16 protein-coding genes are annotated in these 23,144 nt (G+C 49.2%); 10 read left to right on the top strand and 6 right to left on the bottom strand.

Annotated features, from left to right (window positions below):
- Position 1 precedes the first annotated feature (1 nt).
- Positions 2 to 3,391, bottom strand: coding sequence for a tubulin-like doman-containing protein (locus tag G9U52_RS24640; protein ID WP_166153306.1), 3,390 nt, complete (start codon positions 3,389 to 3,391; stop codon positions 2 to 4).
- Positions 3,392 to 3,458: 67 nt separating this feature from the next.
- Complete coding sequence (locus tag G9U52_RS24635; RefSeq protein WP_166153424.1) at positions 3,459 to 5,225, bottom strand: VWA domain-containing protein; 1,767 nt, start codon at positions 5,223 to 5,225, stop codon at positions 3,459 to 3,461.
- Between the two features lie 178 nt (positions 5,226 to 5,403).
- Between G9U52_RS24635 and G9U52_RS24630 the strand changes: the two genes are divergently transcribed.
- The 4 genes from G9U52_RS24630 to G9U52_RS24615 all read left to right on the top strand — a co-directional run bounded on the left by G9U52_RS24630 (position 5,404) and on the right by G9U52_RS24615 (position 9,489).
- A complete protein-coding gene (locus tag G9U52_RS24630; protein ID WP_166153305.1) occupies positions 5,404 to 5,559 on the top strand; it encodes a hypothetical protein in 156 nt (51 codons plus the stop codon).
- Positions 5,549 to 6,487, top strand: a complete 939-nt coding sequence (locus tag G9U52_RS24625; RefSeq protein ID WP_166153304.1) for a hypothetical protein — start codon at positions 5,549 to 5,551, stop codon at positions 6,485 to 6,487. Before G9U52_RS24630 ends, G9U52_RS24625 begins: the two co-directional genes overlap by 11 nt.
- 246 nt (positions 6,488 to 6,733) lie before the next feature.
- Complete coding sequence (locus G9U52_RS24620) at positions 6,734 to 8,653, top strand: hypothetical protein (RefSeq protein WP_166153303.1); 1,920 nt, start codon at positions 6,734 to 6,736, stop codon at positions 8,651 to 8,653.
- A 248-nt stretch (positions 8,654 to 8,901) separates the two neighbouring features.
- Positions 8,902 to 9,489 (top strand): TetR/AcrR family transcriptional regulator, encoded by a 588-nt coding sequence (locus G9U52_RS24615; RefSeq protein ID WP_166153302.1) that lies wholly within the window; start codon positions 8,902 to 8,904, stop codon positions 9,487 to 9,489.
- Positions 9,490 to 9,502: 13 nt separating this feature from the next.
- On the opposite strand, the gene G9U52_RS24610 is transcribed toward G9U52_RS24615, so the two are convergent.
- Together G9U52_RS24610 and yyaC are read right to left on the bottom strand one after the other, a co-directional pair.
- On the bottom strand, positions 9,503 to 11,362 hold the full coding sequence (locus G9U52_RS24610; protein WP_243767544.1) for an ABC transporter ATP-binding protein: 1,860 nt from the start codon (positions 11,360 to 11,362) through the stop codon (positions 9,503 to 9,505).
- Positions 11,362 to 12,009, bottom strand: a complete 648-nt coding sequence (gene yyaC, locus G9U52_RS24605) for a spore protease YyaC (RefSeq protein ID WP_166153301.1) — start codon at positions 12,007 to 12,009, stop codon at positions 11,362 to 11,364. Before yyaC ends, G9U52_RS24610 begins: the two co-directional genes overlap by 1 nt.
- Positions 12,010 to 12,141: 132 nt before the next feature.
- Here yyaC and G9U52_RS24600 point away from each other — a divergent pair, with 132 nt between their 5' ends.
- The 5 genes from G9U52_RS24600 (at position 12,142) to G9U52_RS24580 (ending at position 18,602) form a co-directional block, all read left to right on the top strand.
- Positions 12,142 to 13,383 (top strand): glycosyltransferase family 2 protein, encoded by a 1,242-nt coding sequence (locus G9U52_RS24600; RefSeq protein WP_166153300.1) that lies wholly within the window; start codon positions 12,142 to 12,144, stop codon positions 13,381 to 13,383.
- Positions 13,384 to 13,841: 458 nt separating this feature from the next.
- The gene (locus G9U52_RS24595) at positions 13,842 to 14,171 is read left to right on the top strand and encodes a hypothetical protein (RefSeq protein WP_166153299.1); all 330 of its coding nucleotides are present in this window, start codon (positions 13,842 to 13,844) and stop codon (positions 14,169 to 14,171) included.
- A gap of 207 nt (positions 14,172 to 14,378) precedes the next feature.
- Positions 14,379 to 15,074 carry a response regulator transcription factor gene (locus G9U52_RS24590; protein ID WP_166153422.1) on the top strand — a complete coding sequence of 232 codons (696 nt, stop codon included), beginning with the start codon at positions 14,379 to 14,381 and terminating at the stop codon, positions 15,072 to 15,074.
- Positions 15,067 to 16,644 carry a sensor histidine kinase gene (locus G9U52_RS24585; protein ID WP_166153298.1) on the top strand — a complete coding sequence of 526 codons (1,578 nt, stop codon included), beginning with the start codon at positions 15,067 to 15,069 and terminating at the stop codon, positions 16,642 to 16,644. The genes G9U52_RS24590 and G9U52_RS24585 overlap by 8 nt, the downstream gene beginning before the upstream one ends.
- Before the next feature lie 170 nt (positions 16,645 to 16,814).
- The gene (locus G9U52_RS24580; protein ID WP_375790282.1) at positions 16,815 to 18,602 is read left to right on the top strand and encodes a 5'-nucleotidase C-terminal domain-containing protein; all 1,788 of its coding nucleotides are present in this window, start codon (positions 16,815 to 16,817) and stop codon (positions 18,600 to 18,602) included.
- A gap of 116 nt (positions 18,603 to 18,718) precedes the next feature.
- Here G9U52_RS24580 and G9U52_RS24575 read toward each other — a convergent pair whose 3' ends face one another.
- Both G9U52_RS24575 and G9U52_RS24570 read right to left on the bottom strand, forming a co-directional pair.
- A complete protein-coding gene (locus G9U52_RS24575; RefSeq protein ID WP_166153296.1) occupies positions 18,719 to 19,993 on the bottom strand; it encodes an LCP family protein in 1,275 nt (424 codons plus the stop codon).
- A 139-nt stretch (positions 19,994 to 20,132) separates the two neighbouring features.
- On the bottom strand, positions 20,133 to 21,344 hold the full coding sequence (locus G9U52_RS24570) for a chromate transporter (protein WP_166153295.1): 1,212 nt from the start codon (positions 21,342 to 21,344) through the stop codon (positions 20,133 to 20,135).
- Between the two features lie 247 nt (positions 21,345 to 21,591).
- Here G9U52_RS24570 and G9U52_RS24565 point away from each other — a divergent pair, with 247 nt between their 5' ends.
- Positions 21,592 to 23,136 carry an FAD-dependent oxidoreductase gene (locus G9U52_RS24565; protein WP_243767531.1) on the top strand — a complete coding sequence of 515 codons (1,545 nt, stop codon included), beginning with the start codon at positions 21,592 to 21,594 and terminating at the stop codon, positions 23,134 to 23,136.
- Positions 23,137 to 23,144: the final 8 nt, after the last annotated feature.

Below are 23,144 nucleotides of genomic sequence, written 5' to 3'. Positions count from 1 at the left end.
CCTATCTCAAGCTCTTCACCATGTCATTCACCCTGCTAGATACCTGCTTATAGAACTGGTACATCGCTTCGCCATCCGCAAGCTCGGCGCGTTCATAATCCAGCGCTGCTTTGGATTCCTGGTAGGACTCGCCCATTTGGCGTAAGGTTTCAACCAGCAGCTTAATATCATCCGATGCGCTTAAGCTTTGGCTGCGTTTGGCTGCCTTGCGCTGCAGCAGGCTTTGCCGTTTCTCATCAAGCTCGCGGAGCTTGCTGTAGATTTCGTAGTCAACGAATTTGTTGACCTTCATCAGGTTCACAAACGGCTCCCAAGGATCTTCCTCCGCGTCGTGGTCGTATACGTAGAGAGCGCCTTTTTTGATAATGGTCGAGGTGTACATCGCTTCAATAAAATTGGATACAAACTTCTCTTCATCCTTAAAAACGTTCAATAGCTTTTCCAGCTCAGCGATCTTCACGACGATCCGATCGTATAAGGCCAGCTCATCCTTGACCCGTTTCAATAGCTCCGGTGAGCGGATCAGGTTTTCTTTGGCCATATCCGCATTAACGCTGCCGAATATATCCTTGGTGCTCTCGACCTCAAGGCCATTCTCCAGCAATTGCTTCATGTCGCCAACGCAACGTTGTAACTCGCCCAAATTAGGTCTCGACGCGTTAAGCTGCAAGGAATAGGCTTCCAGAAAGCGCTCCAGCTCAAAAGGCTTGGCAAACATACATTCATAGCGATTAATCGTACCGCTGTCCGCTCCTTTGGCGCGAATCACGTGGAGACTTAACGCGCGCTCGAAGGAGAAACGCACCTCAGCGTTATAATGCTTGACGCGCCCATTCACATACGTATCGCCCCACGATTTTTCCGGAATCGGGGAAGGCAGATAGGTCCAGTTCACTTTGTCGGTCTGCACGAGGTGGCGTCCAATGCCTTCCGGCTCCAGGATCGTGCGCTCGTAGCTTTCTTCGTAAACCTTCATTGGCGTGTAGAGAAATAACGGGATACCGTTTTGCGTGTTCAGCCAGAAAATGCGGTTTTTTACTTGGCTTTCCTTGATCGTAAAACGCGAATTGGCAATCGCATTATCCTGGAAATTGCGGATCCCCTTAAAAATACTCGGCGATTTAAAAGGCACCGATACGAATCCCCACGAAGGGAAATTAAAGTGGCCGGAGCTGTTGCTCAGGTGAAAGACAGGCTTTGCTTCTTCATAGAGGCGGCTGGCAATCCGCTGCTCTACCAGCTTTTCCATCGAATCCTCGTGCCCGTATTTGATCAGCAGGTAATCCTCCATCGATTTGGTAATCAGGTCGCCGAAGTGGTCGGTCAAAAACTCGGAAATCGAGCTGATTACATCCACTTCCTGCTCCTTAATCCACTGGTTCGATTTATTCAGCAGCTCATTCGTAAAATCACGGATCAGCTCATTCACATTTTTCTCATCGGTCACTTCACCAATCAATTCGGCAATGTCTGGGACGCTGACGACATTCCAATAATAAGTGCGGTTGCCCTTATGGTCGATTTCTTCCTCACCATTCGTCAGGATGCGTCCATTTTTCTCGAATATTTTATTCAGCTCGTTCAACAGCTCGGAAAACACCTGATAAATCCGCGAATTTTCATCGTTGATCAATTTATATAAATCCTCGTAGAACTCGATCATTTGCTCCATCCGCTCACGGTCAGCGTGCAGAAGCACCTCTTGGATTTTGGACTCGATAAAAGCATCCTTTTTGCGGTCCTTGGAAATAAAAGCGCTGCGGGCTTCGGCCATTTTGGATACCGATTGCTCCTCGGCGGACTCCAGGTCACGGGGGATGCGGTAAATACTTTCGCGCAAAGCTTCTATATAAGAAGAAATCAGCTTAAGCAGACAAAAGCCCTTATCCTGCAAAATAATCCGCGACACATAAAACGGACCCTGCTCGGGATTGCTGAAAATTTTCTTCATTTGCTCGGAAAATTCGCTCTTGATTTGGCCAGGAAGCTGTTTGCGGCTTTTAATATATTCCTCACGGGCACGCGAGAGAAAGCTTTGCTCCAGCTCTGTATCAATGTTCACAACCTGCTGCTTGATCACGTTGTTATAGCTCAACCGCTCGCTATTTTGGTAGCCCGGCAGCACCTCAGGGACACGCTTGTTGAATTCACGGTGCACGGAATCGGGGTCAACACCCAGCTTATTCGCCAGCTTTTCGACTTCCTCCTGGGAGGGACCGGCATCGAACATTTTTTCCATCCGCTGGAATACTTTGTAGGCCAGATAAGTGGTCATTTCTTCAATCGGCAGTACCGCAGAGGACGCACCCAAAATATTGTACTGGTAATTGGCCGCATACGTCTTGGGCATTTGGTTAATATTCGTACGGATATTGCTGATATAGTCATGGATTGCAAACTCCTCGCCGGAGCTTTTATCCTCGCTGGCCATAAAGTTGGTAATATTCTCGGCGGTCACGTTCATACAGTAATCGTAGGCATTTTCCAGCAGCTTGCCCTCTAGATTCGTAGCCGAAATAAGATGGGCCAAATTAAATGGCGGCATGGGTGAATTGACGTTCAAGATCGTCGCATATTGCTGCTTAAAGCGCTCGTTGCGCTCATCGACATTCATCCAATAATCCAGCTCTTTCATTGCTGCATAGCCATTTTTCTTAATATATTCACGTGAATGCTCGGTCAGGCTTTTATTCGCCAAATTGACATCGGGCGTGAACAGATAGCCAAGGATATTAACCTTGTCCACCCCGGCGGAGCCATAATCGCGCTCCATAATGCCCCGGACAATGTAGGAAATATCGAGGAAACAGCCACTGCCTGTTCCCCCTGCCAAGCCGGTTAGCACGAAAACCATCAGCTTCTTGTTCGTTCCGACGGACAAGGATTTGATTTTGCGCTCAATTGTTTGTACGACTTGGACAATTTTCGTGAATAACAGCAGCCGTCCAGCTTGCCGAACACCTGATGCACCGTTGATGCCGTCCGTAATCGTCAATTCCGGAGACAGCCACTCGCGGATGTAAGGCTCCAGGATGCTGCGGTTTTGCAGCACGCTGCCGATCTCGGCATTGGACAGCAGCACGAATTCGGTCAACGGATCGAGCCCGATCCCTTTATATTTTTTGTTGCGGTCATGCTCATTCGTTTCCAATGCGAGAAATTCGACATTCGTTGGCTTTTCCTTCTTCTTCTTGGTAAAAGGGTCCTCGGGCAGCTTGAATCTGCGGTTGATCTGGTATTTCAGCCTGAGCAATGCATCGATCCCCGTCCCGCCAAGCCCGATAACAAGCATCGGATTATCAATCGTGTCCACACGAATTTTATCGCTGATAATGCCCCCGCCCAATGACACATCCAGCTGTTGAATATGTTCTCTGACAACTGCTTTCATTTCGCTTGTCCCCCTATGTGTGGTTCTATATCAACTACATACGATTTAATTGCAACTTCGTGCCATGCTATTTCAAATATTCGACCGTGATCGATTTATTTACATTTTGCAATAGAATTTTGATCCGGTCATTGTTGCGAAGCTCCTTGCCCTGTGCGGCATCGAACAAACGTCCACCCTTCTCAATGACACAACCGGATTGGTTGAACATAATGACTGTATCTCCAGGGCCGGGCTTGAACAGGATCTGTTTCGTCTCGGCAAACTCAGGCGCCAGTTGCAGCAGCTGATGAAGCTCGAACTTGCCCCTAAAGGCATTCAGCTTGCGGTATTGCGGGCTTGTCCGCTCTCCCGTATCCTCATCCTTCACTTCAATGACCATCTGCCCAAAAAATCCCTTGTTGGCCTGCTTCCACCGAGAAAAAAGGTATAGCCCTACTGCAGCCAGCAACAGCAGCAAGCCTACGATCCAGGCTATCGGCTTTAGGAGTGTATGGCTGCCCTCCGTGGATTCATTCCCAGAAGCGGCTGGTGCGGGAGCCGGCGTGCTGGCCCCGCCCTTCTTGGCGGAAATCGTGACAGGCTGCGATTCACGAACAAAGCTCGCAGCCTCCACTTTAACCTTCACTTCATAGTCATGGGCTTCGGCAAGCTTCATCGTGCCTTCAATGCCCTGGGCCGAGGAAGCAAGTGGCGTTTCCACCGTTTTTTTTGTATCCAAATCGGTAACGACCAGCGCCGCCTTTAAATTTTTGAACAAATCCGCATCCGTTACCTTAGCTCCATTGGACTCCAGATAGGCTTTAATCGGAACCGTATCGCCAGGCTTATAAGAATTAGACGACAGAACCTCCATCAACACCTGCACATCGTAATTATATATTAAATTGATATCGATTTTTTCTTTGGAAACCCCTTTAATTTGCAGCTTCCAATCTCCCTGTTCCGGATTTAACAGCTTAATTAGTGTATAGGCTGAGGAAGCGGAATAAACGATTTTATCGGAAGGGATCGTTTGCGCCTGGCCCGCAGGGTTAACCAGCTTTACCTCGACTGGCTTGGAGGACATAATCGAAATATTCGCCTCCAGCACGCTTGCATTCGGAATATTAACCGTCACATCCTGAAATTGACCGTTCGCTGTAATGCCTGTCAACGGCACTACTTTAAGCTTCAGGTGGCTCGCATAAATTTCGCTTAAGATTTGCGGCAGGTTATCGGCTGTTGAAGTAATAAACAGCTTACCGCCCGTATCGGTGGAAATCCGTTCCAGTGCGTCCTTGTTTAAGTTACCATCTGCATTCAAGCCAATCGTATAAACCGGGATTCCCTTATCCTTCGCCTTCTTCACCGCCTGCTCCAATAGCTGGTCAGACTGCGCCTGGTTTTTGCCAGCTCCCGTATTCAGTGAATTATTGCCATCGGTCAGCAGTACAATTAGCGGAACATGCCCGGGCGCACTGCCTCCTGACTCCAGCACCTTCACCGCTTCGCCCACCCCTACTGCAACATCGGTATAGGGGCCTCGCGTCAATTGATCGATGAACGTTTTCAGGCTTTGCTTATCTGCCGCGTTGCTGATGGTCAGCAGTGCCTTCTCCCGCAAAATTTGGTCCGTATACGCAACGACACCAATTTTATCACCTTGGACAGACGCCATATCAATGAACATTTTCATCGCTTCAAAGCTTACTTTATTAACATCACTTTCGTTCATGGAGGTACTGACATCGACTGAAAGCACAGCATCGATTTTTGTATCGCTCCCGATTGTAGCTGCTAGCGTTTGAAACGGTAAAACAAGCAGCAGCATTAGCATGGCCGTAGCCATCATGGTAAGGGTTCTATTTTTCTTCACGTTGTTAATCCTCCAAAACACTGAGATACTATATAATAGAATTGACTATCTACTCACCATCTTAATCTTTTCATGCATAAAATTCCACTGCCCCAATTCTTATGATATTCTTAACGTTATTTACTGGCCCTTTTTAAGGGGTCTGGAGGAGGCTATGATGCTAACCTATATTTTGCTGGCACTAGCTGCTATTTTCGTCTTGAACCGTTGGATCCAATTTCATAAAAGCAAACAAAACGAGCTTTCCCTGGATACCCTCGATGCGGAGTTCAAAGTCCAATTAAATAGCGGTGACAACCATGGCCAATAAAATTGCCGCCCATTTCCGTCCCAGCCAACGAACCAACCAATCCTTTCAACGGTTAAAGCAATGCAGAAGTTGCGGCAGCTATTCGGTGCTATGGGATGACGTATGCCTGTGCTGTGGAGCTCAGGGGAAGTTCGCCCCACTGCCAAAGGTGGTCAGCACGATCCTGAAACGCAATGCGCAACGGGACGTATTGATCCTAAGCATAGCTGCCCTAATAGCTTTATTCCTGAGTCACAATCTGATGGAAATGACCATCTCTTTGCTTGGTGGTATTGTTTTTATTGCACTCTACCTGCTGCTGCGCAGACGGTATCTCCCCTATTTGACCAAAAGCATGCTGCACCAGCTGCTTCAACGGGAAAACTCAGCCATTCGTAACGGACTGCTGCTCGATACCGAGGATGCAGCCAATGACCTGAAAGCCTATGATTACAAGCTAGCTTACGAGAAGCTGCGGGAAATCGGATACTTAATTAATGGCAATCAGGTAAAAATATTAAAGGTGATTTGCTTGAACCATTTTAATTTACGCAAAGATATGGATCTGGAATTAAGCACGCTGCTGCCCGAGGCTTTCGATCCGGATTTTGTGCTTTACCTGTTCGAGGTCAGCAAGGTCAACCCCGAGCTTGTAAAACGTGATGCGATCGACTATGCGCTCCGGTACCGCGCAGAAATCGAAGCATTGCCTGGCGGGCGGGCCGTGCTCGCGCTCGTCTTTACCGCGGCGCTGCGCGTGAAGGCTTACGTGCTCCAATATGAGGTTCAGATCGCCGATTTTATAGAGGAGCTTCCCCACGAGCGGCTGGTGCGCTTATGCCGTTTGGTTGCCGAAAGCCCGGCAGCCTTTCCGATCCTCCACCCGAAGCTTGAAGGCTTGATCAAGCGAAGCTATGATGCCGACCCCGAGCTGAAGGGGCTGCTTTAATTCTCCGAAAGCTTAAGGGCATGCTCAAGCGAGGCATGATTCGGCTCCCAGTTCTGGGGGTGCTTTTGCTTTATGCCCATGCCTAGCTAGCGGAGCGGCCAGGGTGTTCTAGAGATAGCGAAGCGGTGCCTTTGTTTCCTGATTTTCACCGCTAAATAGTTTATACAATCAAAAAAATCTGGAAACATCAGCAATCGGAGGAACACCCTGGCCGCGTAGCCTCCGAAAACTCTAAGGAGGCTAACAATGGCGTCTTTCATGTACAAGCGTTCGAAACGGTATCGAAATGCCTCTGCGATTGTGCTGGTAGCTGCGCTCTGCTTAGCTGGCTATAAAGGCTATTTCAGCTGGCAAAAAACAGCACTCTATGCCAAAGCCGCCGAGCTACAAAGCGCAGGCAACGAGCTAGAAGCCCAAGAGGCCTATACCCAAGCGCAGCAAATCCGCATTATTGACTATAAGGAGCAGGAAACGGTAGCTGCACTGAATCTATTAAATCCCGCGGCGGCGCTGAAGCAATTTTTCACCGTGCTGACCGCAGATACGAAGGCAGCCCAAGAGGTCAACGATATCAACCTCCTGCTTACAAGCTATGAGGCTTACCAAGCCAAGGCCAAGGAGACGGCTGCAAAGGATGAGGCATCGCAAAAACGCTTCGCCGAAATGGCCGCCTCTGAGCAATTGGAGGAACGTTTTAACGATGCTTTCACCAATGCCAAGGTATATCTGGTCAAAAGCTTGGAAGCCGATATCAGCACCAAGAAGTTTGACGGCAACCATGAGATCGTCTATTTGACGCAAGTGCCTGCCATTTATTATAAGGATGAAAAAAGGAAATCCGATGAAATCAACAAGCTGCTGGAGCGATACGACCAAGCACGGCTTGATGCGAGCTTTAAAGCCAAGTCGTTCGAGGATGTGTTAAAGGACGTTGTCGCTATCCGCAATTTTTATGCTACCCATAAAATCGAAGCCCCATGGCTGCTGCCAAAGCTTGAAACCTACGCGCAAGCAACCCTTGCCAAGCTGGAAAAAAGCGATTTAAAAAGCTTTATTGCGAGCGCGATGGTGTTCCAATCGACCCAAGAGCTCAGCGAAGGCTCAGCTAAAACAATGGCTTATATTCAAACCACCCTGCGCAAGCAATTAGAACGTGCTGAGCAGCTCGCTTCTACTCAAAAATACGCTGAAGCAATTGCCTTATATAAGGTGCTGGATGCGTATAAAGATACGGATAACGAAGTTGCTGCGGCTGAGCAAGCCTTCCTTGAATCCGATCCGCAGCAGCTGCTGCGTAAAGCGGTAGGCACTGAGCTTGCCTTCACGAATGTTACCAGCATCAAGGACCAAGCTGGAGCGAAGCTTACAGCAGCAGGCATTCTGGATAACAAAACCCTAGTGCTCGCCCGCCTCCTGCCTTCTCAAAAGATTGAAACAACACGAGCAACACTCGACCAAGCGCTCACCGTGAAGTCGATCCAATGGGCAGACCGCCTTGGCGTCAAAAAAGACGTGTCTATCCTCCAGCTTGAAGCAGCCTCCAAAGTACGTAAGGTTCGCTTTCTCGCCTATGAGGTGAGTACACCAGAGATGTTTAAAATACTAGATGTGGAAGCCGACAAAATGGAGCTTGAACGCACAGGCGTGCTGATCTTCGACAATCCCGTCATTGAGGGTACAGGCGCGGGTTCTGGAAATACAGGTGCGGGTGCGGGTGCGGGGACGAATCCAAATACAGGAACAAGTCCAAATACGGGAACAAGTCCAAGTACGGGTACTGGTACAGGTACAGGTATCAATACCAATGCAGGGCTGAAAGCTTATTACGAATATCGCAACGGGCGTTATTCCTTTAGCAGGCTGATCGATTCTAAGGGTATAACTGATCCCAAATCTACTGACGGCATTGTTGAAATTGCAGTGTCTGAGCTGGCCAGCCACCGAAACGAGAAAGTCCGTTTTCAAGCTACAATCAGCTCGGTTGACGATAATAAAGCGACCATCCAGCTTACTAATGGCTCTATTGTATTAACAGGCAATAGCAATCTCCGCTTCAAGCAGGGAACAGCCATGATTACAGGGATTTATACAAGCAGTGAAGATGTAAAACGGGCGAACACTGTTGTGACCGAATATAAGGTGACTGTCTTGGAATTGAAGCAGTGAAGCTCATGCTCCCCAGCCTATCCTATAACCATTGTAAACTCTTATTAACCCTTATATGAAGCTGACTCCAGAAGCCCTTTCGGATTTACCGGAAGGGCTTTAGAGCCTTCCATTTAACCCGTGCTGCAAAGTCAGCGCCCATTGAATTTTTCATACGAATGTTATAAAATAAAGCCACCTAATGAACGTTAGTATTCTAACGCAGCCGTGTGTAATCTCTCATTCCCTATAAGGCGGTGGACAAGCCAATGACAGCGAATAAAATAAAAACAGCCGCACTGCGCTTATTTGCACAGAACGGCTATGATTCGGCACCTTTATCCGAAATCGCTAAAGAGGTTGGGATCAAAACTCCTTCGCTATATGCGCACTTTTCCAGCAAAGAGGATTTATTCCGTGCGGTGTTTGAGGATGTGCTGAAAGAGCATGAGCACCGTGTCGAAGCGTTGATTGAGGAAATTACCGGGCGCAGCATCCATGATAAGCTGTTCAGCATTTGGCAGGATGCTTGCCGAACCTATCTGGTTAGCGAGCTCCACATGACCTTTATTAAAAGAGCGATGCTTTTTCCGCCTGCTGCGATGCAAGAGGAGCTCCGCACCCGTTTTACCGATTCCGAGATTACACTTTCTGCTGCGCTGGTAGACATTTTCACCGAGGGCATGGATGCTGGAATTATTCGCCAGGAAAATACCCGCGATATGCTAGCCTCCTACTATTGCTTGCTGGACGGAGCGTTTATCCAGCAGTTCTACTATACCCACGATGATTTTGAACAGCGGATGCAGGGTGTCTGGCGCATGTATTGGTTTGGCATTACGAGCCTTCATAAATAAAGAATAAATCCTGTCATACCAGCAATGCCTTCTTGAATTGCGTCCGGTACAGCCGCGCATATAAGCCATCCTGCTGAAGCAGTTCAGCATGGCGCCCCGATTCGACCACTCGTCCGCCTTCGAGCACGATAATTCGGTCAGCCGCCAATATGGTCGACAGCCGATGGGCAATCACCAGCGTCGTGCGCCCGAGCATCAATTGGTCCAGCGCTGCTTGTACATAAGCCTCCGACTCCGAGTCCAGATGCGAGGTCGCTTCATCCAGCACCAGAATGCGCGGATTTTTGAGAATAGCCCTTGCGATAGCCAAACGCTGCCGCTCTCCTCCCGATAGCCGATGGCCACGTTCACCGACCATCGTGCGGTAGCCGTCTGGCATAGCGGCAATCGTATCGTGGATATACGCTTGGCGGCATGCCTCCTCCAGATCCCCATCAGTTGCGTCCAGCCTCGCAAACAGCAGGTTATCGCGAACTGAAGCATGGAACAGGAAGGATTCCTGTGTGACATAGGCCATCTGGTCGCGCAAGGAAGCCATGGTTACTTCTTTGGCGTTATAGCCATCAATCATGACGGCTCCACTTGTTGGGTCGTACAGCCGTGCCAGCATACCGATCAGGGTGGACTTACCGGCACCACTTGGTCCGACAATGGCTACAACTTCACCCGGTCGTGCTGAGAACGAAACCTCTTTCAGCGCATATTGGCCGGTCTGGTACGCATAGGAAACCTGCTGGAAAACAACCTGCCCCTGTACAGACGGCAAGACTTTGGCGTTTTCCAAATCCACAACATCGGATATCATATCCTCATATTCGAAGATACGCTGAAAGACGCCAAGCGCTGTCTGCACCTCAACCTGCAAATTAAGCAGGGTGCCCACCGGTCCGTACAAGCGCCCCAAATAAGCGGCAAAGGCTATAATACTACCGATCGTCATTGTCCCCTCGACCACATTCCAGCCGCCATACCAATAAATAAGCGCTGTACCCAGCGGAGCTAGGATACCCAGCACCATGCCATACCAACGCCCAACCAGATTAAGCCGCAGCTCCAAATCCATCACCCGCTGGTTGAGCTTGTCAAAGTCCTGCTCCTGCTTGTGCTCCTGTTGAAAAATCCGCGTTAATAACGCTCCCGAGACGCCGAAGATCTCGCCCAGCTGCGCCGACATCTCTCCTCGTACACCTTGGGTTTCCCTGCGCAATTGCTTGCGAATTTGGGAAACCTTGCGAACAGGCCATATAAATAAAGGCAATATAATAAGAGCCAGAATAGCCAAGCGCCAATCCAGTACAAACAATATCGTAACTGTTGTCAGGACAATCACGCTTTGCGTAATGGCCGAAACTACAATGGTCGTAACCACATTTTGCACAGCCAGCACATCGCCAGTCAGACGCTGGATAATTTCGCCTGACTTGGCATCGGTGAAGAAGCTCATCGACTGCCGCTGTAAATTGGCAAACAAGGAACGGCGCAAATCCCGCATAACCCCTTGGCCGACCTTCGTATTCTGATGGTTTTGCCATACCCCAAGCAGCCCGCTAAAGACAGGCAACAGCACCATAAGGCCAACCATCTCCATCAAAAGCCGTTTATCTTGCTGAGGAATGCCCGTATCAATGATCTCCTTCATGATCAAGGGAGGACCTAAACCGATTATGGCGGCTAATAAAGCCAGTCCAATAATTACCGACAGCTGTAAGCGGTAGCCACGGAACAAGCTATAAATCCGGCTCACGGAAACTTCCTTCAGGGTCGCTTTGCCTCTGCTCTGCAAGGCCTGCCTGCTGCCGCCCTCCCATTGCGAGCCTCCGCCGCCTCCACCGCCGCCTCCATCTTGCCGCATCTTCATCGATGGCTCCTTCATCAAAGCTTTGCCTCCATCTCTAAGGGCGCTTTATCCAGAGGAAAAACAGTGATGATCGCACTTGCAATCTCTTTGGCCATCGTCATCACCCGATAAAGCGGCGTACTTTGCAGCAAGGCATACTGGTTGCCTCCATTTATATTCACAATAGCCGCTATTGAATAATCGCCCACAAGCGGTAGCGCCCGACCTACTGACTTGCCGGGCTCCATCGGTTGGTTGGAAACCTGGTAGCTGGCTACAGAGGAGGGCTGCCCGAGACAAGCATCAATGGCGATTACTTTCCTGCTGGTCAGTGCTGCTTGTGCAGTCTTTGCAGTCTTTGCAGTCTGTGCCTTTCGCGCAGGCTGCACAGTTCGTACATTTTCCAGCCTTTGCAGCAGGTTGCTCGCATCAAGCGGATTTTGCAAGGTGCCCTGCACATGGGGATAACCTGCCTCCTCCAGCATCGAACCGACAAGCGGACCAAGTGCATCACCCGTAGAGCGATCCGTACCGATGCACACAAACATCAGCTGGTCTACGTCCACGCCGCTTTGGCGAATCGAAAGCAGGAATTCGACCAGCTCCTGGCCTTTCACTTTTTTACGTATAGTAGGAGCCCGGAATGAAGCTTCCAAACCATTTTGGGTTTCCCTTATATTCATATGTACTACCTCCTCATTAATAAATCTTTTAATTATTGTAGCACAAATATTCTCCTATCACCTCCAACTATTTGTTGCACAGCCACAGCCAATGTTATAATGCTAAAAAAGCCTGCGCAGGAGGGATCGTCCATGTTCATACTTAAGCTTCTGGCTATCCTGACCTTCTGCTATTGGGCAGCCATGCTTGTAGATACGCTACGGGCACGCAAGCTTATGCCCACACTGCCCAGCCATTCCAAAGCGGATAGCTCCGCTTCCCTATTGCCCTCCTCGCCGAACCGTTTAACGAAAATGCGTGAAGCGGCTGAAGCAAACCAGCTTCCCTTGGTATCCGTAATTATTGCGGCCAAGGAGGAGGAAGCTTCCATCACGGAGACCGTTAAGAATTTGCTCCATCAAACGTACCCACGGCTCGAAATTATAGCCGTTAATGACCGTTCCCAGGATGGAACCGGACGAAAGCTTGAGGAGCTTCGCAAATGGTCGGAGGGCAAGCAGCAGGTACCTGTCCCCTTGACCGTTATTCATGTGACAACACTGCCTGATGGCTGGCTTGGCAAAAACCACGCCCTCTACCAAGGCTTTCTACAAGCGCGTGGCCAATATTTATTATTTACGGATGCGGATGTGCTGTTCCAGCCCCATGCGATCGCTGATGCCGTGCATTATATGAAGGCAGCCGAAGCCGACCATTTGACATTGACACCACAAATTGTGGTCAACAGCTTTTGGTTGAGCGCATTTGTGCAATACTTTTTCTTCACCTTTTCGTTGTATATCCGCCCTTGGCGTGCCAATATTGACAGCCAGCACAAGCATGGGATGGGCGTTGGCGCCTTTAATCTAATAACGCGGCAAGGCTACGAGCGGATAGGCACGCATAAGGCTTTTGCTTTTCGCCCTGATGATGATTTGCAGCTTGGCATGCGGGTGAAGCAAGCGGGACTCAGGCAGCGGTTAGCCTCAGGCCGGACACATCTCGCGGTAGAATGGTATACAAGTCTGAAGGAAGCCGTCCATGGCTTGGAAAAAAATATTTTTTCCGGCTTTCAATATCGGGTTAGCCTCGCGGCTGGCGCGGTATTGGGACAGCTTCTGCTCTTTTTCTTTCCTTTTATTGCGATTTTTGTTGCAGGCGGCTGGGCGTCTTGGGTATTTGGCATTTCCATCCTCACCATGCTCGCTGTCTACGTGCTGTTGATCCAAGCCTTGATCGGTAAAGTAGGCAAAGAGCTGCTAGTATTCCCCGCCACGGTATGCCTCCTCAGCTATATCGTCGCCCGCTCCGTCTGGTTAACCCTCCGACAAGGTGGCATTCATTGGCGCGGCACGTTTTACGTATTGGAGCAGCTGAAAAAAATGAAGCGTTGATAAGAAGCAGGCTAGGTTCAGGTTTCCAACGCGCGCGGACGCTGGACATGCTTTGTTACGCTGCCACTCGAAATAACTTCATCATATTTTAATACTTTAAGTAAGTATGATATTATACAATATAAGCAGGCGTCTTTGTGGCAGCTGGCCGGATCGGCGCTAAATTTTGTAAAGGAGGGGGCTCCTATTATGAATTCATTTTGTAATCGTCATTTCACTTATACGACAGGCGTCACGTTACTTACATTGGTTCTCATCGTTACGTACGAGCTTGTGAAAACCTTGTAATAGATTAAACAACTAACGAAGTGAACGTAAGGCTTCGAATTTAAGGATGCGGCGCAGGTTGCTGTATCCTTTTTGCTTTGCTTCTTGGAACTTATTCGCTTTAATGGTACATTGGAAGCAGTGGTTCAGAGTTCTTCAATAGTTTATATAGAGAAAGTTGGCGATCAGTAATGGCAGTAATGGACAATATACAGGCCGCAAGCCTTATCGAGGCATGGATTAAATATTATGAGATGGACGAGCCAAAGGCATGGGAACCGGACGAATACCCATCCGTGAAGGATGCCTGTAAGTCGATGCGTTATGCCATCCAAATCCTCCGTGGCAAGCCATCAGGTACAGCGGCGCAGCTGAAGGAAGCCATTGTGAATTTGGATGAGTTCCCGGAGGAGCATAGTATGGACGAACCTGAGGAATGGGAAAAAGAGAATGCTGCCTTTGTAAAGCAAGCGCTGGAAGCGATTCGTTATACGGTGGATGTGCTCAAAAAACAAAAGTAAGTCGTCATGCAGATATCCTGCCATTTTGCGATGTATCCTCCCTACAGATAGCCAGATAGCCCGCCTGAGAAATCTCAGCGGGCTTTCTTCTTTTTCATTATTTTAAGAAATCCTTAAGATCTATCCAACAAATTAATTAAGAACTACCGTCTATAATAAAGCCATACACCAGTTGTACACACGAATTACCTGAAGGAGGAAGCCTGTATCGCAGACCCCAAAACCATACTTCTTGTCGACGATGAGAAGGATATTATCGATCTGCTGGAAATTTATTTGCGAAATGAAGGGTATTTGCTGCTGCGCGCAACTGACGGGATAGCCGCACTGCATATTTTGGAAAAGGAGGATGTGGATTTAATTGTGCTGGATATTATGATGCCCCGAATGGATGGGATCGAAGCCTGCCTCAAAATCCGCGAAAAGAAAAACATGCCGATTATTATGCTTTCCGCCAAAGGAGAGGACATGGACAAAATTATTGGGCTTAGCAGCGGTGCCGACGACTATTTGGCCAAACCTTTCAATCCACTCGAGCTGATCGCCCGCATTAAATCGCAGCTGCGCCGTTACACCCGGCTGAACGTCCCGCTCGCTAACAAGGAGCATGAAATCGAGGTTGATGAGCTGCTTATCAATACGAAGACACATGAGGTAAAGCTGGAGGGTCGGACCATTAAGCTAACTCCGCGGGAATTTGCCATCCTTGAACTGCTCGCCCGCCATCGCGGTACCGTCTGGAGTATTGAGAAAATTTACGAAGCGGTTTGGCAGGAGGCTTATATGGATTCGGACAATACGGTTATGGTCCATATCCGCAAAATTCGTGAGAAAATGGAAGCCAATCCACGTAAGCCCAAATATATCAAAACTATATGGGGGGTTGGCTACAAAGTTGAATAAACATGCTACGCTCGATTCGGCATCCCGATTAAATCGCTTTCCTTTTACCTGGTTTCCTTTTAACCTGCTGCGCGGTTTGATTTTGTTCGTTCTCGATTTAATTACGATACTGAAAACGCAGGTTGGACGAAGCATTCGCCTCCAGCTGATGGCCGCTTTCACGATATGCCTGTTATCTGCGTTCCTCTTTTACTCATTAAGCTCCGCCATTTTTGGGGAAATCAAGCAGTCGCCTGTCATTGATTACGAATCCGGCATTCAGCGCATCGATAACGAAGCGCAGAGCATGGCTTTTCTATTGAATGAATCTAGCGGGAGTTTCGATGCAAAGGAGCTTAATCCCGATATTGTTGCCGAGCATGAAGCTCAGCGGAACAGCGAATTCGCTGAACGATTAAAGAGGGCTACCGAAAATCGCTATAAGGTGATTATCACGGACCTGACCGGCAAAGTGATCCTGCAAGGAAGTAATGCCGCTGAAACGAATGTGGATATACATAAATTAATCCGCAGCTCCATGGACACTCGCCGGGAGCATAATCTGTCGAGGCGGCAGGAGGCGTCGAGCCTGTACCCCGTTACGTATAAGGGGCAGCCCTCCTACCTGGTCCTGAGCGGCATCCCTGAGCCAAATATTAGCTATGAACGGGGCACAAGCCCATTTCCGCTGATTAGCTCGATTGTGCTGTTCATTGTGTTGTTTTATTTTTTGTCGCAAAGGAAAATGCGTTATATCGAAGAGCTGGCGAGCGGCTTGCTGACCATTGCCACTGGCAAGCTCGATACAAGAGTTATTGAACGCAGTGATGATGAGCTGGGCTCCTTAGCCAAAAATATGAACCTGATGGCGGAGAAGCTGCAGCTAAAAATCGAGGAGGAGCGGCGTGCGGAACGGTTAAAAAATGAGTTGGTTACCAATGTCTCACATGATTTGCGTACACCGCTTACGCTGATTATGGGCTACCTCCGGCTGTTGAATGACAAAAATTATGAAACCGAGCAGCAGGCCCAGACCTATCTCAGCATTGCTTACAATAAGTCGGAAAAGCTGAATTCGCTTATCGATGATTTGTTCATCTACACGAAGCTCGCCCATCAGGACATCCCCTTAAACAAAGAAGGGATCGCGTTAAATGATTTGCTGGAGCAGCTGCTGGAGGAGTTCGTCACACCCGCTGAGGAGCAGCAGGTTATCCTCTCGCGCCAGCTGCCCAAGGAGAAAATATTCGTGAACATCGATGTGGACCAAATGATCCGTGTGTTCGAAAACCTATTGGGCAATGCGCTGAAGTACAGCCCGAAGCCTGGCGTCATTGACGTCAGCATGTCCAGGGAGCTCCGCTCTGTAGTCGTCAGAATCCGCAACAATGCCGACGAGCTGTCGCAAGAGGAGCTGGAGCAGCTGTTCGAACGCTTTTTCCGGGTGGACGCGTCGCGCTCCTCGCATACAGGCGGCTCCGGACTGGGGCTGGCGATCGCCAAGAGCATCGTTGAAGCCCATGATGGCTCGATAGGCGTTGAGCAGCAGGATGGCGAGATTGTGTTTTTTATTAAGCTGAAGCTGGCTTGAAGCGTGTAAAGGGGTGCTTTGTAATAGAGCACCTTTTTTGCATTACTTCCTTTACAATTCCTTAATATCTAGTTGTTACCAAATTTACACAGGAATGGTACAATAGAATAGATTTCGGGTTCTGAATGTTCTGAATACTTATTCTAAGGAGGCAAGCAAGTATGAGAAAAATGAACAAATGGGCATTCTCGACTCTGGTATCGCTTCTGGTCTTATCCTCAGTTACACCGGTTTTTGCAGCTGAAGGCGGCGGTCCTGCGGGTACAGCAAATGCGCCTACAGGCACACAAGCGAGCCAAACGATCACCATCCTCCACACCAACGATATACATAGCAGGGTGGAAGAAAGTGCAGACAGCATTGGTTATGCGAAATTGTCTACCCTTCTAAAGCAGCAAAAAGCGTCCAACCCAAACACGCTCATGATTGATGCCGGAGACACCTTCCATGGACAAACCATCGCCAACCTCGTACGTGGAGAGAGCATTGTGAAGATCATGAACACCGTTGGTTATGACGCCATGGCTGCCGGCAACCACGACTTCAACTACGGCAGTGCCCACTTGGTTGAGCTAGCGAAGCAGACCAAATTCCCTGTACTTGGCGCTAATGTTAAAAAAGCGGATGGAAGCCGATTAATCGGCACTAATCTAATTAAAGAAATGAATGGTGTAAAAATCGGCATCTTCGGTTTATCCACACCGGAAACAGCATACAAAACCCATCCCAAAAACGTCGAAGGCATTACGTTTGCCGATCCCGTCCAAGAAGCCAAGCTACAGGTGGCCGAGCTTAAAGGCAAGGTTGACGTGATTATTGCTGTCACGCATCTGGGCGTAGACACTACCAGTATCGATACAAGCAAGAAGCTGGCCGAGCAAGTACCCGAAATCGATTTGATTATCGACGGACATAGCCATACGGTGATGGAAAAAGGAACGATGGTCGGTAATGTGTTGATCGCACAGACCGGTGAATATAGCAAAAATATCGGAAAGATCCAGCTGACCTTCGAAGCCGGGAAGCTGACTAGTAAAACAGCAAGCTTGATCACTCGCAAGGATGCCGAGCAGATTCAAGCAGACCCAGCCATATTGGATATCATCAATGATGTTAAAAAAAGTCAGGAAGACGTGCTTTCCCAAGTCGTTGGCTCTACTAGCGAGAAGCTGATTGGTGAACGCACGGTTGTCCGTAAGGGCGAGTCCAACCTCGGCAACCTGATTACTGACGCAATGCTTAAGGAGACGGGTGCCGATGTAGCCATAACGAATGGTGGAGGCATCCGGGCATCCATCGAGGCTGGCCAAGTGACGAAAGGGCAGATCATTACAGTGCTCCCCTTCGGCAACTACATTCAAACCAAAAATGTCAAGGGCTCGGATATTAAAGCTGCACTTGAGCTTGGCGTAGCTGGTTATCCTGGTGAACTAGGAGGCTTCCCTCATGTAGCTGGTGTTGTATTCGAATTCGACGCTTCCCAGCCTGGTGGCAGCCGTGTAACCTCAGTAGCAATCAAAGGCAAACCGCTCGACTTGAACCAAACTTATCTGCTGGCCACGAATGATTTTATGGCTGCAGGCGGCGACCAATATACAATGTTCAAGGAATACCCTATTGCGAATGATTTCTCTTCACTTGAAGAAGCGGTGATTTCGTATATGCAGAGCGTTGGAAGTAAGCTTCCGAAGGTTGAGGGCCGTATTGTGGCGAAGATGGCTTCCCCTGCCCCGACAACACCTGCTGTTCCAGCAGCTCCGGTAGCTCCAACAGTTCCAAAGGTTCCGACAACTCCAGCTATGCAGCAAGACCAGTTGAAGGTATATATCGTCAAGCCTGGCGACTCGCTCTCCAAAATCGCTAATCTTTATGCAACTACTTGGCGCAAGCTGCAAGAATTGAACAAAATTCTTAATCCTAACCGCATTTATCCTGGCGACGAAATTATACTTCCCTAAAATCGGGAGCGATTGTCTGGGCTTCCTGCGATGAAAAGCAACTGGACAGTGGCCAGCACGAACAAAAGGCAACCTCTCTTAGCAGGTTGCCTTTTGCTTGTTGTTGGAGCCAATCCTTATTCCACTACTCGATTACCATAAGTCGAATTGCCAACGCTTGGATTGTTATTGCTCGCAGGTGGCTTAGGAGTGGCTGAATCGGTCGTTTTAGGAGTGCCCGTTCCGGCGCTTTCGCCGCTTGCTCCCGCTCCTGGCTTCGCGCTGCTTCCTTCACTAGCTCCGGAACTTCCCGTCCCTGTTCCTGGCTTCGCACCACTTCCGCTGCTGCCTGCTACGCCGCTTCCGCTGCTGCCTGCTGCACCACTTCCGCTACTGCCTGCTGTGCCGCTCCCTGCGCTCGTGTCTGTGCTGTTGCCCGCTCCAGCCATGCCGCTCGTTCCGGTGCCCGGCAACGCGCTGCCGCCCTGCTGCGCCTGCAAAGCATCGCGCGCTTTTGCAAGCTCCTCCTGCGATACCACGATGTACGGGCTTACCCACGCACCATCTAACGGAATGTAAGCTACATTCGCTGGTGAGATATCAAAATAAGTGCGAATCAAATCACGAAGCTGCAAGGAAGGTACATCCGTGGAGATTTGGTTCCCCACCGTTTCAATGATGGAGCCCAGCTTTGTCACTCCGTCTACGCTTTTCAGCGAGCTTAATAGCTCATTGAGCACCTGCTGCTGCCTCTCGTTACGCTCTAAATCGCTTGATTCCTCCGTATTGCGATTCGATTTGCGGTACCGGACGAAGTCGAGCACCTCTTTGCCATTTAATGTGGCAACACCCTGCTTCAAATCGATATTCGTCCCGTCTTCATTGTCCACATATCGCATATCCATATCCACGTTAAGCGTTAGACCGCCTATTAGATCCACTACATTACGAAAGCCTTCAAAATTCACTGTAACTGCATAATCAATGGGAACACCTAAAAAGTTGCTAAATACGTCTTTGGTAAGCGCCAATGCGTTTTCTTTATCTTTTATCATAAAATGAGGATAATAATAGTTGGCTTTTCTCGCTTCCAGCCCTTCAGGCTCCAACTGCAAATCGCGTGGTAGCGATACTACGGTTGCTGCTTTATTTTCCGGGTTCAAGGTTACGACCATAATCACGTCCGAATTCAAGCTCCCTGTTTCGGGGCGATGATCGACACCCAGCAACAATAACGTAATCGGCTTCACCTTCGCTGACTCTTGAACCGGCACTACAACAGGAGTACCTATCTTTTCAATGGCCACCTCGGCCTGGCTGTAAATGGAGTATGTATAAAAGCTCGTAATCCCCGCAATGCCTGCAAGCACCACCAAACAAATGCCTACGGTAATCCATATTTTCTTCTTCATATATAATCCCCGTCCCATATAATTGTACTGTTACCTCTATATACCCTTTAATGGGTGTAAAGGTTGCATTAACCAGCACGAATTTATTAATTTTATCAAAAAAGGGACGGGTTTGTCGATTTTTGCGGAAAATGCTCCCTTACAAGGCTCCAAGCAGCATCCCACCAACAATGGACAACGCAACTACACACCATGAAGGAAGCTTCCAGAACAGCAGAGCTCCATACAAAAAGAGTGCCAGTACAAAGTCAGCGGGTGTTTTCACCGTGCTAGTCCAAACCGGATCATACAACGCGGCTAACAGAATACCAACAACAGCAGCATTAATTGCGGTTAGCGCCCCTCTGGTGTGAGGGTGGCTGCGTAGCTGGTTCCAGAAGGGCAATGCTCCCATTACCAATAGAAACGCAGGCAGGAAAATGGACAGCGTTGCCACTACAGCCCCCGTCCAGCCGTGGATCATGAAGCCCAAATACGAAGCGAACGTAAATAAAGGACCCGGAATCGCTTGTGCGGCACCATAACCGGCAAGAAATTGCTCCTTGCCCAGCCAGCCTGTGGGAACCATCTCCTGCTCCAGTAAAGGCAGTACGACATGCCCACCACCGAATACCAGTGCCCCTGTCCGGTAAAAGCTATCGAACATCGCCAGCCAAATATTCGGATAGATCGACCGCAGCAAGGGCAGCGCAAACAGTAAAACAAAAAAGGCAATCAGGCAGCAGATCGCCAGCTTTTTATACAAGGGTGAGGATAGCGCCGAAGTGGTGCCAAGGAGAGCTTGTTCACTATCTGGTTTACTGCTTGGTCCACTGCTATTAGGCTTATACAATAATAAACCAACGATGCCTGCCGATATTAGAAGCAGCACTTGCGTATACGTTGATGGAACCAGCAGGGAAATAGCTGCTGTAAGAATTGCGATCGTCGCCCTGCCCTTGTCGGGTGCAAGGCTTTTGCCCATTCCCCATACAGCCTGCACCACAATGGCTACTGCCGCCAGCTTAAGCCCATGAAGCCAGCCTGCGCTGCCACTATCCATCCCTTGGGATAAATAGGCAAACACAGCAAGCACTGCCGCTGAGGGAAGCGTAAAGCCGATCCAGGCCATAATCGCCCCAAGCACCCCGCCGCACATAAAGCCGATCCCAATGCCAACCTTGCTGCTAGCGGGACCCGGCAGGAACTGGCATAGGGCAACCAGATCAGCATAGCTGTGTTCATCGATCCACTGCTTGCGCTTGACATATTTTTCATGAAAATAACCTAAATGCGCTACGGGACCACCGAATGAGGTCAATCCTAATTGAAAAGAAACGATAAGAATTTGAAGCCATGTTACCTGTTTCATTCTTTACCACTCGCCTTTACCCGCTGTTTGTTCTTGCTTATTAGCTTATCACTGCTTAGTCCTATAGGTAAACTCCAGAATGAAATTTATTCTCAGAAAGCGGTTATACTATTGACTTGTAAATTTAACGCTAGCAGTTTATAGCTGTTCTATTGAACTTAGTAGTTTACCTCAAGTGAATCATGGTAATCATGGACATGAGAGCCTAAACAATCGCAATAGAAATTGCGTAGAAGGAGTGAACACCTTGACTACGAACCGACCGACCACTGCAAGCTTGCTTCCCGACTACACAGAGTCCCTTTGGTTAGCTTCATCCCCTCCCCGCTCCTTCCCAACACTTGATAAGGATATTGAGGTCGATTATGCGATAGTCGGAGCCGGAATCACTGGCGTGACGCTTGCTTATCTCCTTGCTGAAGAGGGCCATCGCGTTGCCCTGCTCGAAGCCAACCAAATTATTCATGGAACCACAGGCAACACGACAGCCAAGGTAACCGTCCAGCATGACCTGATTTATAAGGAACTTATCGACCATTTTGGCGTGGACAAAGCCGGTCTTTATTATGAGGCTAACAAGGAGGCCTTGCATTTTATGAGGCGGACGGCATCCGAGCTCGATATTGAATGTGAGTGGACGGAGCAGGATGCTTATCTGTATGCGCAAACTGCGGAATCCGCGGAAAAGCTGCGGCAGGAATATGAAGCGTATATGGAACTGGGCATACCCGGTAAGCTGTTGGATGCGATTCCGGTGCCGATCGAAGTGCAGGCCGCCCTTCGGCTATCTAGGCAAGCGCAGTTCCATCCTGTGAAATATATGAATGGCCTGATTGACCGTTTTGAAAAAGCGGGAGGCCTCATATACGAGAATACGCGTATTGATGAAAAGCTAGAGCAAGGCGAGCTTCCCACCCTAATCACCATGGGCGGAAGGCGGATTACGTGCCGCCATGTAGTTGCCAGCTCGCATTTTCCATTCTATGACGGGGGCGGGCTTTATTTCACCCGCATTCATCCCGAGCGCTCCTACCTGATGGCGATCAAACCAACCAAGGCTTATCCTGGCGGGATGTACCTAAGCGTAGATGATCCGAAACGCTCCATAAGATCGGTTCAGCTCGGCGGTGAGTCACTAGTCATCATCGGTGGTGATTCCCATAAAACCGGGCAAAGCGAAGATACACTTGCCCATTATCGCAATCTGGAGCAATTCGGTGAGCAAACCTTTGGCATTCAAGCGATTCGCTACCATTGGTCTGCGCAGGACTGGATGACATTGGACAAGGTCCCCTATATCGGACAAATCACGTCAAGCCATCCTAATATCTGGGTAGCGACCGGATACAGAAAGTGGGGCATGACCAATGGGACAGCCGCAGCACTGCTGCTCAAAGACCAGCTCACAGACAAAGAATCCAAATACACCGAATTGTTCACCCCTTCCCGTTTCGTAGCGGATCCGAGTGTCAAAAATTTGCTCATCCAAAATTTTGACGTTGCCAAACACCTTATAGCAGGTAAGCTAGAGTCCGTTAGCCTAGAAGTTGACATACTGGACCTTGACGAAGGAGCTGTCGTCCAGATCGACGGAAAACGGGCAGGCGCCTACAAGGACGCGCAAGGAAAGCTGCATCTGGTTGATACCACCTGTACCCATATGGGCTGTGAGCTCGAATGGAACAATGGGGAACGATCCTGGGACTGCCCCTGCCATGGTTCACGTTTTGACCCGAGTGGTGCGGTTATTGAAGGACCGGCCGTGCAGCCGCTACAGCAAATCGAGCTTTAAGCGTGAGC

It is taken from the genome of Paenibacillus agricola, from assembly GCF_011440305.1.
Lineage (GTDB): Bacteria > Bacillota > Bacilli > Paenibacillales > NBRC-103111 > Paenibacillus_S > Paenibacillus_S agricola.
The sequence above is the reverse complement of the archived record's forward strand: the minus strand, read 5'-3'. Positions and strand labels throughout refer to the sequence as shown.

Bases quoted from the DNA above. Each gene is read 5' to 3' on its own strand.
- G9U52_RS24640 (WP_166153306.1), bottom strand. From the start codon at position 3,391: ATGAAAGCAGTTGTCAGAGAACATATTCAACAGCTGGATGTGTCATTG.
- G9U52_RS24635 (WP_166153424.1), bottom strand. From the start codon at position 5,225: ATGATGGCTACGGCCATGCTAATGCTGCTGCTTGTTTTACCGTTTCAA.
- G9U52_RS24630 (WP_166153305.1), top strand. From the start codon at position 5,404: ATGATGCTAACCTATATTTTGCTGGCACTAGCTGCTATTTTCGTCTTG.
- G9U52_RS24625 (WP_166153304.1), top strand. From the start codon at position 5,549: ATGGCCAATAAAATTGCCGCCCATTTCCGTCCCAGCCAACGAACCAAC.
- G9U52_RS24620 (WP_166153303.1), top strand. From the start codon at position 6,734: ATGGCGTCTTTCATGTACAAGCGTTCGAAACGGTATCGAAATGCCTCT.
- G9U52_RS24615 (WP_166153302.1), top strand. From the start codon at position 8,902: ATGACAGCGAATAAAATAAAAACAGCCGCACTGCGCTTATTTGCACAG.
- G9U52_RS24610 (WP_243767544.1), bottom strand. From the start codon at position 11,362: ATGAAGGAGCCATCGATGAAGATGCGGCAAGATGGAGGCGGCGGTGGA.
- yyaC (WP_166153301.1), bottom strand. From the start codon at position 12,009: ATGAATATAAGGGAAACCCAAAATGGTTTGGAAGCTTCATTCCGGGCT.
- G9U52_RS24600 (WP_166153300.1), top strand. From the start codon at position 12,142: ATGTTCATACTTAAGCTTCTGGCTATCCTGACCTTCTGCTATTGGGCA.
- G9U52_RS24595 (WP_166153299.1), top strand. From the start codon at position 13,842: ATGGCAGTAATGGACAATATACAGGCCGCAAGCCTTATCGAGGCATGG.
- G9U52_RS24580 (WP_375790282.1), top strand. From the start codon at position 16,815: ATGAACAAATGGGCATTCTCGACTCTGGTATCGCTTCTGGTCTTATCC.
- G9U52_RS24575 (WP_166153296.1), bottom strand. From the start codon at position 19,993: ATGAAGAAGAAAATATGGATTACCGTAGGCATTTGTTTGGTGGTGCTT.
- G9U52_RS24570 (WP_166153295.1), bottom strand. From the start codon at position 21,344: ATGAAACAGGTAACATGGCTTCAAATTCTTATCGTTTCTTTTCAATTA.